Annotated in this window: 12 protein-coding genes; 5 read left to right on the top strand and 7 right to left on the bottom strand. The window is 69.8% G+C overall.

The features are described 5' to 3' along the window. Positions 1-180: 180 nt before the first annotated feature. Entirely contained in the window at positions 181-630 is a 450-nt protein-coding gene (locus ACFYWY_RS15860) for an SgcJ/EcaC family oxidoreductase (protein WP_389185752.1), read from the bottom strand. 80 nt (positions 631-710) lie between these two features. Here ACFYWY_RS15860 and ACFYWY_RS15855 point away from each other — a divergent pair, with 80 nt between their 5' ends. Continuing rightward, positions 711-1,148 carry a MarR family winged helix-turn-helix transcriptional regulator gene (locus tag ACFYWY_RS15855; RefSeq protein ID WP_389185749.1) on the top strand — a complete coding sequence of 146 codons (438 nt, stop codon included), beginning with the start codon at positions 711-713 and terminating at the stop codon, positions 1,146-1,148. 172 nt (positions 1,149-1,320) lie between these two features. Here the strand turns inward: ACFYWY_RS15855 and ACFYWY_RS15850 are convergent, their stop codons facing one another. Beyond that, the gene (locus ACFYWY_RS15850) at positions 1,321-1,749 is read right to left on the bottom strand and encodes an Rv3235 family protein (RefSeq protein ID WP_389185746.1); all 429 of its coding nucleotides are present in this window, start codon (positions 1,747-1,749) and stop codon (positions 1,321-1,323) included. 275 nt (positions 1,750-2,024) lie between these two features. Between ACFYWY_RS15850 and ACFYWY_RS15845 the strand changes: the two genes are divergently transcribed. Then, the gene (locus ACFYWY_RS15845) at positions 2,025-2,531 is read left to right on the top strand and encodes a DUF6912 family protein (protein WP_389185743.1); all 507 of its coding nucleotides are present in this window, start codon (positions 2,025-2,027) and stop codon (positions 2,529-2,531) included. Positions 2,532-2,646: 115 nt separating this feature from the next. Then, positions 2,647-3,312 (top strand): HAD family hydrolase, encoded by a 666-nt coding sequence (locus tag ACFYWY_RS15840; RefSeq protein WP_389185740.1) that lies wholly within the window; start codon positions 2,647-2,649, stop codon positions 3,310-3,312. A 168-nt stretch (positions 3,313-3,480) separates the two neighbouring features. Here ACFYWY_RS15840 and ACFYWY_RS15835 read toward each other — a convergent pair whose 3' ends face one another. Continuing rightward, entirely contained in the window at positions 3,481-4,047 is a 567-nt protein-coding gene (locus ACFYWY_RS15835) for a DJ-1/PfpI family protein (protein WP_389185737.1), read from the bottom strand. Positions 4,048-4,503: 456 nt separating this feature from the next. On the opposite strand from ACFYWY_RS15835, the gene ACFYWY_RS15830 reads away from it, so the two are divergent. Further along, complete coding sequence (locus tag ACFYWY_RS15830; RefSeq protein ID WP_389185734.1) at positions 4,504-9,456, top strand: NAD-glutamate dehydrogenase; 4,953 nt, start codon at positions 4,504-4,506, stop codon at positions 9,454-9,456. 222 nt (positions 9,457-9,678) lie between these two features. On the opposite strand, the gene ACFYWY_RS15825 is transcribed toward ACFYWY_RS15830, so the two are convergent. Together ACFYWY_RS15825 and ACFYWY_RS15820 are read right to left on the bottom strand one after the other, a co-directional pair. After that, positions 9,679-10,464, bottom strand: coding sequence for an ABC transporter ATP-binding protein (locus ACFYWY_RS15825; RefSeq protein ID WP_389185731.1), 786 nt, complete (start codon positions 10,462-10,464; stop codon positions 9,679-9,681). Continuing rightward, the gene (locus ACFYWY_RS15820) at positions 10,457-11,374 is read right to left on the bottom strand and encodes an ABC transporter permease (protein WP_389185729.1); all 918 of its coding nucleotides are present in this window, start codon (positions 11,372-11,374) and stop codon (positions 10,457-10,459) included. Before ACFYWY_RS15820 ends, ACFYWY_RS15825 begins: the two co-directional genes overlap by 8 nt. Before the next feature lie 126 nt (positions 11,375-11,500). On the opposite strand from ACFYWY_RS15820, the gene ACFYWY_RS15815 reads away from it, so the two are divergent. Continuing rightward, positions 11,501-12,106 (top strand): TetR/AcrR family transcriptional regulator, encoded by a 606-nt coding sequence (locus ACFYWY_RS15815; protein ID WP_389185726.1) that lies wholly within the window; start codon positions 11,501-11,503, stop codon positions 12,104-12,106. 105 nt (positions 12,107-12,211) lie between these two features. Here ACFYWY_RS15815 and ACFYWY_RS15810 read toward each other — a convergent pair whose 3' ends face one another. After that, positions 12,212-13,093 (bottom strand): carbohydrate ABC transporter permease, encoded by an 882-nt coding sequence (locus ACFYWY_RS15810; protein WP_389185723.1) that lies wholly within the window; start codon positions 13,091-13,093, stop codon positions 12,212-12,214. Next, the gene (locus ACFYWY_RS15805) at positions 13,090-14,439 is read right to left on the bottom strand and encodes a carbohydrate ABC transporter permease (RefSeq protein WP_389185720.1); all 1,350 of its coding nucleotides are present in this window, start codon (positions 14,437-14,439) and stop codon (positions 13,090-13,092) included. The genes ACFYWY_RS15810 and ACFYWY_RS15805 overlap by 4 nt, the downstream gene beginning before the upstream one ends.

The following is a 14,439-nucleotide window of genomic DNA, read 5'->3' as shown; positions in this document are numbered from 1 at the left end:
TCGTTTTGGTGTGGGTGTTTTTTTTGTTGTGGTGGGGCCGTTCCCGTTGGGGGGGGGGGGGGGGGGGGGCGGGGGGGTGGTTGGGGGGGGGTGGGGGGGGGGGGGGGGGGGGGGCGGGGTGGGGGGGGGGGCCCCCCCCCCCGGCCGTCGCTCTTTCTGCCCTCCGTGTGCCTTTCGCGCTCAGCGGCCGGCGGTGGCGCGGCCCAGGCCGAGGAGGCGCGCGGTCCGGGTCATCGCCTGCGACATCCTCGACGGCATGGAGTCGGGTGCGGGGACGGTGACGGGGCGCACGCGGCCGTTGTGGATGGCGGTGATCCGCCAGCCGTCGTCGGTGTTCACGACGACGATCGTCTGGCGCGACAGGCGGCGCCTGGGGAGCTTGGAGCGCCACGGCATGAGCACGGACGCGGTGCCGTACACGATCGCGACGTCGGGGGTGACGTGGCGGATCGCCTCGATCTCCCCGACGAGGGCGGAGCCGGTGAGCACCCCGCGGACCAGCTTGTCGTGGTTGGCCTGGTGCTCGGCGAGCCCCACGGCTCGTGTGCCGTCGTACGAGACGTAGTCCGAGTCCTCGGTGAAGCAGGCGCCGAAGGCGACCGCGTCGCCGTCGGCCCAGGCCTGCACCATGGCTTCGCCCTCCTGGTGCTATCCTTACGACCAACGAAACTTATGATACTGGAAAGATTCGAATGTCGAAAGAAGCGTTCATGGAGAGCGTCGCTCAGCAGCTCCGGTCGCTGCAGCAGAGCTTCGACGCGTTCGACGAGGCGGCCGCCGCGCGGCTCGGAGTGAACCGCACCGACCTGCGCTGTCTCGACCTGTTGCTGGGTAAGGGGCCGCTGTCGGCCGGTGAGCTGAGCGCCGCCCTGAAGCTCAGTCCGGCGGCGACGACGACGGTCATCGACCGCCTGGAGCGGGCCGGTCTGGTCGCCCGCACGCGCGACGCGGCCAATCGGCGGCGGGTGCTGGTCACGGCCACGGAGGCCGCGGGTGCGGCCGAGGCGGAGGTGTATCTGCCCCTGGGCGCCGCAGGGGCGGAGGCGTTGAGCCGGTATGACGAGGAGCAGCTCGCCACGATCCTGGACTTCCTGCGGGTGGCGCGCGAGGTGCAGGAAATCCAGGCGGCGCGGCTGGCTGCGGGGTGAGCGAAGCCCCTTGTTGGAGGCGGCGGTCTGCGGCTGGTGCCGCCGGCCCGGCCGGGTTCGGGCGCGGCTCGTTGGCCGTGGCCGTCGGCGTGGCCGGGCCGTCGGCGTGGCCGGGCCGTCGGCTTGGCCGTGGTCGTCAGCTTGGTCGTGGCCGTCGGCCCGTGGCCGGCCCTCAGTCGGCCGCGTGTGCGCTCACGCGTTCGCCGCCCAGCTCTACCGCGGCGCAGCGCCAGCGCTGGTCCGCGCCCTGTTCGAGGCGGAAGGCCATCGCGCTGACCCGCTCGCCCGAGCCGATTCGGGCGAAGGCCTCGATCACGCCCGGGCCCGGGTGGTACTCGCCGCAGTGGCGGACGACCGGCGTCACCCGCTCCGCCGGCCGCAGCGGGGCTCCCGGGGCGAGCCGCACCAGCTGTTCGTACGCCTCCCCGATCGTGTGCCCGAGCATCCAGTGCACCGGGCGCTGGCCGCTGAGCACCGCGAGCAGGCGGTCGGCGAACCAGTAGTGCGGCTTGTGCTGCCGCCGTGCGCGTGCCATCGCCGCAGCCGCCGCCACGGCAGGGCGGCGCTGGTCGCGCCGCCCTGCGGGCCGGGTCCTGTCCATGCAGATCGCCCCCGTTGAGCCGGGCCCGGACGATACCGGGCGGTAACTTCACTGGTGATCTTCTACGGGGCGGGCCGCGCCGTCCGCAATGCGAGTCGTCAGACGAGGAGGCGGCGCGAGAGATCACCTATCAGGGTGACGAGGGGCGGCCCGGGGCAGTCACGGGGCGGGGCGAGGCCTCGGCCTGCTGACGGTGGGCGAGGCCGGGAGCCGCACTCCGAAGGGGGACCTCACACGTATCCTGAGGGCGTCTCCGACTACGAAAGCGGCCAGCCATGCGCGTCTACGTTCCCCTGACCCTCTCCGGTCTCGCAGAGGCGCACAAGACGGGCGAACTGGGGCCCGGCCCGCTGACCGCCTATGCCGTCACTCCCGGGCTGCGCGAGTGGTACGTCTCCGACGACATCGAGGAGCTCGAGTACGCCGCGCTGAACCGCGCCGCGGCCGCGTCGCTGCGGCTGCTCGCCGGTGACCCGGACGCTGCCCGGCGCCGGGTGGTCGTCGCCATCGATGTACGGGACCAGGACGCGGTGGCCGACCCAGACCGGGTGCTCGTCGCGAGCGCGCTGGGCGAGGTGCGGGTCGGGCCCGCGGTGCCGCTCGCCAAGGCGGCGGCGGTCCATGTCGACGGCGACGACGCGGTCTCCGACGTGTCCGCGGCGGCGGACGCGCTGGGGGCGGCGGACCAGGGCGACGACGACGCGCAGTTCACGGTGGACGGGGCGGACGACCACGAGCTGCTCTGGTACGGGGTGCAGGAGATCCCGAACCTCATCCGCTGAGGCTCCGCTGAGCGTCCGCTGAGGCAGGGAGTCCGGTCCGGCCGGTCCGCCTGAAGCGGCCGGTTCTCGGTCCGGGCGGTCGTGCGTTGTCAGACCCGGCCGGTACCGTTTTCGCATGGGGAAGCGCAACACGCATCTGGTCTGGGACTGGAACGGCACACTGCTCGACGACATCAAGGCGGTCATCGGGGCGACGAACGCCGCCTTCGCGGAGATAGGCCTGGAGCCGATCACGCTCGAGCGCTACCGCGAGCTGTACTGCGTGCCGATTCCCCAGTTCTACGAGCGGCTGATGGGCCGACTGCCGTCGGACGCGGAATGGGAGGTCATGGACGAGGCCTTCCACCGGCACTACAGCGAGCACCGGATCGGCTGCGGGCTGACCGAGGGCGTCGAGGAGCTCCTGCGGGAGTGGCAGCTGGCCGGGCGCAGCCAGTCGCTGCTCAGTATGTACGGGCACGAGCAGCTGGTCCCGGTCGTGCGGGGGTACGGCATCGAGAGCCACTTCATACGCGTGGACGGCCGCACCGGGCCGTCCGGCGGCGGCAAGGCGCTCCACATGGAGCGCCACCTCCGGGCGCTGGACGGGGCCGCCCAGCCGGGCCGCACGGTGGTGATCGGCGACGCGGCCGACGACGCGGTGGCGGCGAAGCACGTGGGCGCGCTGGCGGTGCTGTACACGGGCGGTGCGCACAGCCGGGCCAGCCTGGAGGCGGTGGGCGTGCCGGTGGTGGACACGCTCGCCGAGGCGGTTGAGGAGGCATTGCGCATGGTGGCGTGAGCCCGCCACGCACGAGTCCGTGAGCGGGGCAGCAACCGCCCTGCCGCGCACAGGCACGCGCCGCAGTCTGAGCGCCGCTGGATGAGCCCGCATGCACCAGGCCGAGCGTCGGGCAGCCCCCGCCGTCCCCGCCGTCCCCAGGCGGGCGCCGCGGTAACGAACGCCCCGCTACGTCACCGGCGCCTTCGCTCGTAGCACCTTCAGGAACTCCCGCATCCAGGCCGAGTGGTCCGGCCAGGCACGGGAGGAGACCAGGGTGCCGTCGACCACCGCCTCCACGTCCTGGAAACTGGCTCCCGCTGCCTGCATGTCCAGTTCCAGAGCCGGGTACGCGGTGACCCGGCGGCCCTCCAGGCTGCCGATCGCCGCCGTCAGCAGCGGGCCGTGGCAGATTTGGGCCACCGGTTTGTCCGCGTCGAAGAAGGACTTCAGGATCTTGCGGAGTTCAGGGTCGTTGCGCAGGTACTCCGGGGCGCGTCCGCCCGGGACCACCAGCGCTGTGTACTGTCCGGGGTCGACCTCCGAGAAGGCCAGGTCCGCGGGCCAGGTGTAGCCCGGCTTCTCGGTGTACGTGTCGAAGCCCGGCTCGAAGTCGTGCACGACGAACTGCAGTTTCTTGCGGGCGGGGGCCGCGATGTCGACCTCGTACCCCTCCTCCCGCAGCCGCTGGTACGGGTAGAGGACTTCGAGGGACTCGGCTGCGTCGCCGGTGACGATCAGGATCTTCGTTGTCATGGCTGCTCCCGGTGTCGGGCTGTCGACGGTTCCCTGCCGTGGATGCAGGGCGGCTGCCGCTCGCGGTGGCGCCGTGTCGTCATCGCCAACCTGCACCGCGGCGGGCTGTTTGCCAAGAGTGGGCCTGTGTCGCTGTCCAGAGTGTCAAACTTCCGGCCCCGCTTTTGTACACATACGGCTCATGACGGGTCGGGGGGGCGGGGCGATAGCCTTGACCCGTGATCAGCGCTATATGCCGTGGGGGCAGCGAAGCCCCCGGCCTGCGCCCGGAGCGCTACAGCGCCCGGGCGATCGTTGATCTTCTCATTCCGGCCAGGCTGCCAAAATTGGCCAATAACGGCTCGGACATCTCTCACCGCGGCATAACGTCGACTCCGACCGGATACCCCGCGTCGTGGCGTTGCGTCGTTTCTTCCACCTACGTCACGCAACGGCGCGCGACAGGAGCCAGAGGACATGCAGACCAAGCTGGACGAAGCCAAAGCCGAGCTGCTCACACGGGCTGCCCGGGTAGCTGAGAACAGCCCGGTCGGGGGGCACCTTCCGACTGGGGCAGAGCCAGGGAAGCGTCCCGACCAGGACACCCTGCTCTCGTACCTCCAGCGCTACTACCTGCACACCGCTCCCGAGGACCTCGCCGACCGCGACCCGGTCGATGTCTTCGGCGCGGCACTTTCCCACTACCGGCTCGCCGAAAACCGCCCCCAGGGGACGGCCAATGTGCGGGTCCACACCCCGACCGTCGAGGAGAACGGCTGGACGTGCAGCCACTCCGTGGTCGAGGTCGTCACCGACGACATGCCCTTCCTCGTCGACTCGGTCACCAATGAGCTCTCCCGGCAGGGCCGCGGAATCCATGTAGTGATCCACCCGCAGGTCATCGTCCGCCGGGACGTCACGGGCAAACTCATGGAGGTGCTGCCCGGCGAGACCAACGGCAAGGCCCAGGCCGAGGGCAGGGCTCTGCCGCACGACGCGCTCGTCGAGTCGTGGATCCACGTCGAGTTCGACCGTGAGACCGACCGGGCCGATCTGAAGCAGATCACCTCCGACCTGCTGCGCGTCCTGTCGGACGTCCGCGAGGCCGTCGAGGACTGGGAGAAGATGCGCGATTCCGCGCTGCGCATCTCCGAAGAGCTGCCGAGCGAGCCGACCGCCGACGATCTGCGCGACCAGGAGGTCGAGGAGGCGCGCGAGCTGCTGCGCTGGCTCGCCGACGACCACTTCACCTTCCTCGGCTACCGGGAGTACGAGCTCACCGAGAACGACGCGCTGGCCGCCGTGCCCGGCACCGGCCTCGGCATTCTGCGTTCCGACCCCCACCACAGCGGTGAAGACGCCCACCCGGTCAGCCCGTCCTTCAGCCGGCTGCCCGCCGACGCCCGCAAGAAGGCCCGCGAGCACAAGCTGCTCATACTGACCAAGGCCAACAGCCGCTCGACCGTGCACCGGCCCAGCTACCTCGACTATGTGGGCGTCAAGAAGTTCGACGCCAATGGCGAGGTCATCGGAGAGCGCCGCTTCCTCGGCCTGTTCTCCTCCGCCGCGTACACCGAGTCCGTCCGCCGCGTCCCGGTCATCCGTCGCAAGGTCGCAGAGGTCCTGGAGGGCGCCGGCTTCTCGCCCAACAGCCACGACGGCCGTGACCTGCTGCAGATCCTCGAGACCTACCCGCGCGACGAGCTCTTCCAGACGCCCGTCGACCAGCTGCGCTCCATCGTCACCAGCGTGCTCTACCTCCAAGAGCGCCGCCGACTGCGGCTCTACCTGCGCCAGGACGAGTACGGGCGCTACTACTCCGCCCTGATCTACCTGCCGCGCGACCGGTACACCACCGGCGTACGGCTGCGGCTGATCGACATCCTCAAGGAGGAACTGGGCGGCATCAGCGTCGACTTCACCGCCTGGAACACCGAATCGATCCTGTCCCGGCTGCACTTCGTGATCCGCGTCCCGGCCGGCACCGAGCTGCCCGACCTCACCGACGCCGACACCGAGCGCATCGAAGCCCGTCTGGTGGAGGCCGCCCGTTCCTGGGCCGACGGATTCGCCGAGGCGCTGAACGCCGAGGTCGGCGAGGAGCGCGCGGCCGAACTGCTGCGCCGATACGGCAACGCCTTCCCCGAGGGCTACAAGGCCGACCACTCGCCGCGCGCCGCCGTCGCCGACCTGGTCCACATCGAGCAGCTGACCCAGGCCGGCAAGGAATTCTCGCTCTCCCTGTACGAGCCGGTCGGCGCGGGCCCCGGCGAGCGCCGCTTCAAGATCTACCGCACCGGCGAGCAGGTCTCGCTCTCCGCCGTGCTGCCGGTGCTGCAGCGGCTTGGCTGCGAGGTCGTCGACGAGCGTCCGCACGAGCTGCGCGCCTCTGACCGTACGACCGCGTGGATCTACGACTTCGGGCTGCGTATGCCGAAGGCCGCGGGCAACGGCGACTACCTCGCCGACGACGCCCGCGAGCGTTTCCAGGACGCCTTCGCCGCCGTCTGGACCGGCGACGCGGAGAACGACGGCTTCAACTCCCTTGTGCTGGGCGCCGGTCTGAACTGGCGGCAGGCGATGGTGCTGCGCGCCTACGCCAAGTATCTGCGCCAGGCCGGTTCGACCTTCAGCCAGGACTACATGGAGGACACCCTCCGTACCAACGTCCACACCACCCGGCTGCTGGTCTCCCTCTTCGAGGCGAGGATGTCGCCGGAGCGCCAGCGGGCGGGCACCGAGCTGACCGACGGTCTGCTCGAGGAGCTCGACGGGGCGCTCGACCAGGTCGTGAGCCTGGACGAGGACCGGATCCTGCGCTCCTTCCTCACCGTCATCAAGGCGACGCTGCGAACCAATTTCTTCCAGGAGGCGGCGGCCTTCACGCCGCACAGCTATGTGTCGATGAAGTTCGACCCGCAGGCCATCCCGGATCTGCCGGCGCCCCGCCCGGCGTACGAGATCTGGGTGTACTCCCCGCGCGTCGAGGGTGTGCACCTGCGCTTCGGCAAGGTCGCGCGCGGCGGGCTGCGCTGGTCCGACCGGCGTGAGGACTTCCGTACGGAAATCCTCGGCCTGGTGAAGGCGCAGATGGTCAAGAACACCGTGATCGTGCCGGTCGGCGCGAAGGGCGGGTTCGTCGCCAAGCAGCTTCCCGACCCGTCGGTGGACCGTGACGCCTGGCTCGCCGAGGGCATCGCCTGCTACAAGATCTTCATCTCCGCGCTGCTCGACATCACCGACAACCTGGTGGCGGGCGAGGTCGTGCCGCCGGCCGAGGTCGTACGCCACGACGAGGACGACACGTACCTCGTCGTCGCCGCAGACAAGGGCACCGCGACGTTCTCCGACATCGCCAACGAGGTCGCGGTCTCGTACAACTTCTGGCTCGGTGACGCCTTCGCCTCCGGCGGCTCGGCCGGTTACGACCACAAGGGCATGGGCATCACCGCCCGCGGCGCGTGGGAGTCCGTCGAGCGGCACTTCCGCGAGCTCGGCCATGACACCCAGACCCAGGACTTCACGGTCGTCGGCGTCGGCGACATGTCCGGTGACGTGTTCGGCAACGGCATGCTGCTCAGCGAGCACATCAGGCTCGTCGCGGCCTTCGACCACCGGCACATCTTCATCGACCCGAACCCGGACGCGGCCCTCTCGTACGCCGAGCGCCGCCGGCTCTTCGAGCTGCCCCGCTCCTCCTGGGCCGACTACAACAAGCAGCTGCTGTCGCAGGGCGGCGGCATCCACGCCCGCAGCGCCAAGTCGATCCCGGTCAACGCGCAGATGCGCGCGGCGCTCGGCATCAAGGCGGGCATCGCCAAGATGACGCCCGCCGAGCTGATGAAGGCGATCCTCAAGGCCCCGGTGGACCTGTTGTGGAACGGCGGCATCGGTACGTACGTCAAGGCATCCACCGAGTCCAACGCGGACGTCGGCGACAAGGCCAACGACGCGATCCGGGTCAACGGCGAGGACCTGGGCGTCAAGGTCGTCGGCGAGGGCGGCAACCTGGGTCTGACCCAGCTCGGCCGGATCGAGTTCGACCGACACGGCGGCAAGATCAACACTGACGCCATCGACAACAGCGCGGGCGTGGACACCTCCGACCACGAGGTGAACATCAAGATCCTGCTCAACGGCCTGGTGTCGGACGGCGATATGACCGTCAAGCAGCGCAACAAGCAGCTCGCCGAGATGACCGATGAGGTCGGTGCGCTGGTGCTGCGCAACAACTACGCGCAGAACGTCGCCCTCGCGAACGCCGTCGTCCAGGCACCGAGTCTGCTCCACGCCCACCAGCGCTTCATCCGGCGCCTGGAGCGGGACGGCGCGCTGGACCGGGCGCTGGAGTTCCTGCCGACCGACCGGCAGATCCGTGAACGGCTGAACGCGGGCAAGGGACTCAGCCAGCCCGAGCTGGCCGTGCTGCTCGCCTACACCAAGATCACGGTGGCGGACGAGCTGATCAGGACCCCCCTGCCGGACGATCCGTATCTGCGCCGGCTGCTGCACGCGTACTTCCCGAGGCCGCTGCGCGAGAAGTTCCCGGAGGCGATCGACGGGCATGCGCTGCGCCGCGAGATCGTCACGACGGTGCTGGTCAACGACACGGTGAACGCCGGTGGTTCGACCTTCCTGCACCGGCTGCGGGAGGAGACGGGCGCGTCGGTCGAGGAGATCGTGCGGGCGCAGACCGCGGCCCGGGAGATCTTCGGTCTTCCCGCGGTGTGGGACGCCGTCGAGGCTCTCGACAACAAGGTCGCGGCCGACGTCCAGACCCGTATCCGGCTGCACTCGCGCCGCCTCGTGGAGCGCGGTACGCGATGGCTGCTGGGCAACCGGCCGCAGCCGCTGGAGCTCGCAGAAACCATCGACTTCTTCGCGGAGCGCGTGGAGCAGGTCTGGGGCGAGCTGCCGAAGATGCTGCGCGGCGCCGACATGGAGTGGTACGAGCGCATCCTGCAGGAGCTCACCGATGCGGGCGTGCCCGAGGAGCTCGCGCTGCGGGTCGCCGGGTTCTCGTCCGCCTTCCCGACGCTCGACATCGTCGCGATCGCGGACCGTACGAAGAAGGAGGCGATGGCGGTCGCAGAGGTGTACTACGACCTCGCAGACCGGCTGCGGATCACTCAGCTGATGGACCGGATCATAGAGCTGCCGCGGGCCGACCGCTGGCAGTCGATGGCCCGCGCCTCCATCCGCGAGGATCTGTACGCAGCACACGCCATGCTCACCGCGGATGTCCTCTCCGTCGGCAACGGCGCCTCGACGCCGGAGGAGCGGTTCAAGGCCTGGGAGCAGAAGAACGCGGCGATCCTGAGCAGGGCGCGCTCGACCTTGGAGGAGATCCAGAGCTCGGACACGTTCGATCTGGCGAACCTGTCGGTGGCGATGCGGACCATGCGGCAGCTGCTGCGGACGCACAGCTGACGCGCCCTCAATCGCCGGACAGGCCTGATCTCAGGCCCGTCCGGCGATTGAGCGTCCCGCTCAGCCGGCCCGCTCGATGCCGGCGACGGCCGCGGGCCGAGTGGCCGTGGCCGCCCACAACCGCCGGCAGAAGACAGGAGAGCAGCGCCGCGGCGAGCAGCAGCCCGTTGCGTACGACCATGAGCAGCAGGCCGAGTGCCGCCCGCCGCCCGCCGCTTCCCGCTACTTCTTGCCTCCGGTGAACTCTTCGTACGCGGCGACGACGTCCTTCGCCGGGCCGTCCATCCGCAGCGTCCCCGCCTCCAGCCAGAGGGCGCGGTCGCAGGTCTCGGTGATCGTGCCGTTGCTGTGGCTGACCAGGAACACCGTGCCCGCCTCCGCGCGCAGCTCGTCGATCCGCTCCTGGCTGCGCCGCCGGAAGCGGGCGTCGCCGGTGGACAGCGCCTCGTCGATCAGCAGGACGTCATGGCTCTTCGCGGCGGCGATGGAGAACCGCAGCCGGGCGCCCATGCCGGAGGAGTACGTACGCATCGGCAGCGAGATGAAGTCGCCCTTGTCGTTGATCCCCGAGAAGTCGACGATGTCGTCGTAGCGCGTGTGGATCTGCTCGCCCGTCATGCCCATCGCGAGCCCGCCGAGGATGACGTTGCGCTCGCCCGTCAGGTCGGCCATCAGTGCGGCGTTCACGCCGAGCAGGGAGGGCTGGCCCTGGGTGAAGACCTGGCCCTCGGAGGGCGGCAGCAGGCCCGCGATCGCCTTGAGCAGGGTCGACTTTCCCGAGCCGTTGGAGCCGATCAGGCCGATGGCCTCGCCCTTGTACGCGGCGAAGCTGACGCCCTTGACGGCGTGCACTTCGCGCCGGCCGGGGGCGGACCTGCGGGAGATGATCCGGCTGAGGGCGGTGGTGGCGCTGCCCTTGCCCGTGCGCGCGCCGTTCACCTTGTACCTGACGTGGACGCCGTCGACGACGACGGTGGGGACGAGTGCGTCGGTGCGGGAGTCAGCCACGGCCGTACTCCTCCTCTGCCTTCCAGAAGTACACGAATCCGCCGGCCCCGAAGAGCGCCGCCCAGAACAGGGCGAGAACCCATACGTGCGGGGGGAGCTGGGCGGCGGTGAAGCTGTCGATGAGGGCGAAGCGCACCAGGTCGATGTAGACGGCGGCAGGGTTGCACTCCAGTGCGAGCATCACGAGGTGGGGCAGCTTGTTGTGGCTGAGCACCTTGTCGATGGACCACATCACGCCGGACACGTACATCCAGGTGCGCAGGACGAACGGCATCAGCTGGGCGATGTCCGGGGTCCGGCTGGCCAGCCGCGCCATGATCATCGAAAGCCCGGTGTTGAAGCCGGCCTGCAGGAGCAGTGCGGGGATCGCGAGCAGCCAGTTGACGTGCGGGTACTCGCCGACCGCGATCAGGATCCCGATCAGCGCGGCGAGCGAGAAGAGCAGCTGCTGGAGCTGCTGGAGCGCGATGGCGATGGGGAGGCTCGCGCGGGGGAAGTGCAGGGCCCGTACGAGCCCGATGTTGCCGGAGATCGCGCGGGTGCCGGCCATGATCGAGCTGGCGGTGAAGGTCCAGATGAAGACGCCGGTCACGAGGAACGGGACGAAGTCGGCCACGCCGCTTCTGGTGTTGAGCAGCACACCGAAGATGAAGTAGTAGACCGTCGCGTTGAGCAGGGGGGTCATGACCTGCCAGACCTGGCCGAGTTTGGCCTGGCTGTACTGGGCGGTCAGCCGGGCGGTGGCGAACGCGACGATGAAGTGCCGGCGGGACCAGATCTGGCGGACGTAGGCGGGGAGAGTGGGGCGGGCGCCGCTGACGGTGAGGTTGTGGCGGACGGCGAGCGCGGTGAGGTCCGTCTCGGGTTCGTGCAGCTCCGGCTGCGGCCGGGCGATGGTCTGGCTGCTCACGGTGCTCGCTTTCCACAGGGCGGGGGCGACGGCGACGATGGGACGGACCCGTTTCGTCGCTACGGGGAGAGTAGGACGGAGTTACGTCGCGACGCAACCGTCTCGTCGTCCCGCTATGCTCTGTGCATGACCACGGATCCGGGAACCCCACGTCGCGCGCCGGCGGGAGCCGCAGTGCTCCGGGAAGACGTGACCGACGCCATTCGCGCCGCCGTCTTCGAGGAACTGGCCACGGTGGGCTTCGCGCGGATGTCGATCGAGGGGATCGCGCGGCGGGCGGGCGTCGGCAAGACGGCGGTCTACCGGCGGTGGAAGTCGAAGCTGTCGCTGGTGCTGGACCTGGTCTCGGCGTTCGCGGCGCAGGGGTTGCCGACGCCGGCGACGGGTTCGCTGTACGGGGACGTACGGGCGCTCCTTGAGGTGGCGTCGCACGCCCTGCGCCACCCGGTGGCCTCGCAGGTCATCCCGGACCTGCTGGTGGAGGCGGCCCGGCACCCGGAAATCTCGGACGCGATCAAGGCGGCGCTGCTGGACAGTCAGCAGGGGGTGGTGGCGGGGGTCGTACGGGACGCGGTGGCGCGCGGCGAACTGCCCGAGTCGACGGACCCGGACCGGGCGCTGGACGTGATTGTGGGGCCGCTGTACTGGCGGCTGGTGGTGGTGCGCGCGGGGTTGCCGGAGGGGTACTTGGACGAGCTGGCGCGGTCGGCGGTGGCGGCGCTTCGGGCGTGACGGGGCCTTGCCCGGCCTTGCGCCCCGCGCGACAGCGGCCCGGCCCCGGTCAGGCCTCGACCAGGGCCGCCGTCGTCAGAAGTGCCGTCGTCAGTGGTGCCGTGGCTACTTGACCGCTCCCGCCATCACTCCCGTCACGAACTGCCGCTGGAACGCGAAGAACACCGCCAGCGGGATGATCATCGAGACGAACGCTCCCGGCGCCAGCACGTCGATGTTGTTGCCGAACTGCCTCACCTGGCGCTGTAGCGCCACCGTGATCGGTGCGCTCTCCGAGTCCGCGAAGATCAGCGCGACCAGCATGTCGTTCCACACCCACAGGAACTGGAAGATGCCGAGCGACGCGATCGCCGGGCCGCCCAGTGGCATCACCACGCGGGTGAAGAGCCGGATCTCGCCCGCCCCGTCCAGCCGCGCCGCCTCCAGCAGTTCCCTCGGGATCTCCGCGAAGAAGTTCCGCAGCAGGAAGATCGCGAACGGGAGCCCGAACGCCACATGGAAGATGATCACGCCGATCGTCGTCTCGAAGATGCCGATCTGGCCGAACAGCCTGGAGACCGGCACCAGCGCTACCTGGACCGGGACCACCAGGAGGGCGACCAACGCTATGAACCACCAGTCGCGGCCCGGGAAGTCCATCCAGGCGAAGGCGTAACCGGCCAGCGAGCCGATCACCACCACCAGGAGCGTCGCCGGGACGGTGATCAGCACGCTGGACAGCAGGGAGTCGGTGATCGCATCGTTGTCCAGCAGACGCGAGTAGTTGTCGAAGGTCACATGCGCGGGCGCGGTGAACACCTTCCACCAGCCGCTCTCGCCGATGTCCGCCGCCCCCCGCAGCGAGGACAGCAGCAGCCCGATCGTCGGCATCAGCCAGAACAGGCCCACCAGGACCAGGAAGACGCGCATCACGCCACCGCCCGCGCGCGCCGCGATCCGTGCGGGGAGGGACTGCTTCGCCTTCACCACACCGTCGGTCGTGGTCATCGGCGGGCCTCCCTTCGCATGCGCCGGATGTTGAACAGCATCACCGGGATCACCAGCAGCAACAGCAGCACGGCGATCGCGCTGCCGAGCCCCAGGTGCGAGTCCGTGCCGAACGACGACCGGTAGAGCTGGAGCGCCAGCACGTTCGCGTCGTCCTGGGCAGAGCCCGGCGCGATGATGAAGACCAGGTCGAAGATCTTCAGCACATTGATCATCAGGGTGACCAGCACCACCGCGAGTACGGGCGCCAGCAGCGGGACCGTCACCCTGCGAAAGACCTGCCACTCGTTCGCGCCGTCGACCCGCGCCGCTTCCAGCAGTTCACGCGGCACGCTCGCCAGGCCCGCCGCGATCAGCACCATCGCGAAGCCCGCCCACATCCACACGTAACTGCCGATGATCGCCGGGGTGACGAGCGATGGGCCGAGCCAGTTGACGCCGTTGTACGGCTCCCTGAAGTTGTCGGCGGGCAGCCGCAGTTGAGCCCCGTCCGCGGACGCAGGCAACGTGAACGTACCGTCCGCGCCCGCCCGCGCGGACGCGACGACCCTGCCGTCCTTGACCGCCTCCACCTTGATGCCCTTGAGGCCGAACTCCTGCCCGTCGATGGCGTTGGGCTTGCCGCCGCCGCCCTTCGTGAAGTCCAGCCACGCGGTCCCGCGGATCTTCCCGTCGTCCGGCTGCGCAGCCTTCGCGGGCTTCGCGTCGGACGGCATCTTCGCCGGCGCGACGCCGACCAGCGGCAGCAGCGCCTCCTTGCCCGCCGTCACCGGCTCCTTCGTGACGAACGAGCCGCCGCCGCCCGCCTTGAGCGGATGCACCGGCAGAGGATGCGCCTTGGGGAAACCGGCCGACTCGGCGAACGTGTCGTGCACGCCCACCCAGACCGCGTTGGCGACCCCCCGGTCCGGATCCTGCTCGTACACCAGCCGGAAGATGATGCCCGCGGCCAGCATCGAGATCGCCATCGGCATGAAGACGATCAGCTTGAAGGCCGTGCCCCAGCGGACCCGCTCGGTGAGCACGGCGAAGATCAGACCGAGCGCCGTCGAGACGGTCGGCGCGACGACCACCCAGATCGCGTTGTTCTTGACCGCGGTCAGGATGGAGTCCTCGGTGAAGATCTCCTTGTAGTTGTCCAGCCCGGCGAAACCGCTGCCGGCCTGGTCGAAGAAGGACCGGTAGACCGAGTACCCGATCGGGTAGACCACGAGCGCACCCAGCAGAACCAGCGCGGGCAGCAGAAAGCCGGCCGCGACGATTTTACGTGTGCCTGTCACGCTCTTGCGCTTGATGGCGGGGGGCTGCGGGCTCGCCGAGCCCCCCGCGGTCGCCGCGGTGGTCAC

The organism is Streptomyces sp. NPDC002870 (assembly GCF_042888505.1).
GTDB lineage: Bacteria > Actinomycetota > Actinomycetes > Streptomycetales > Streptomycetaceae > Streptomyces.
Note: the sequence above shows the minus strand (reverse complement) of the source record. Positions and strands in the feature narration are given on the sequence as shown.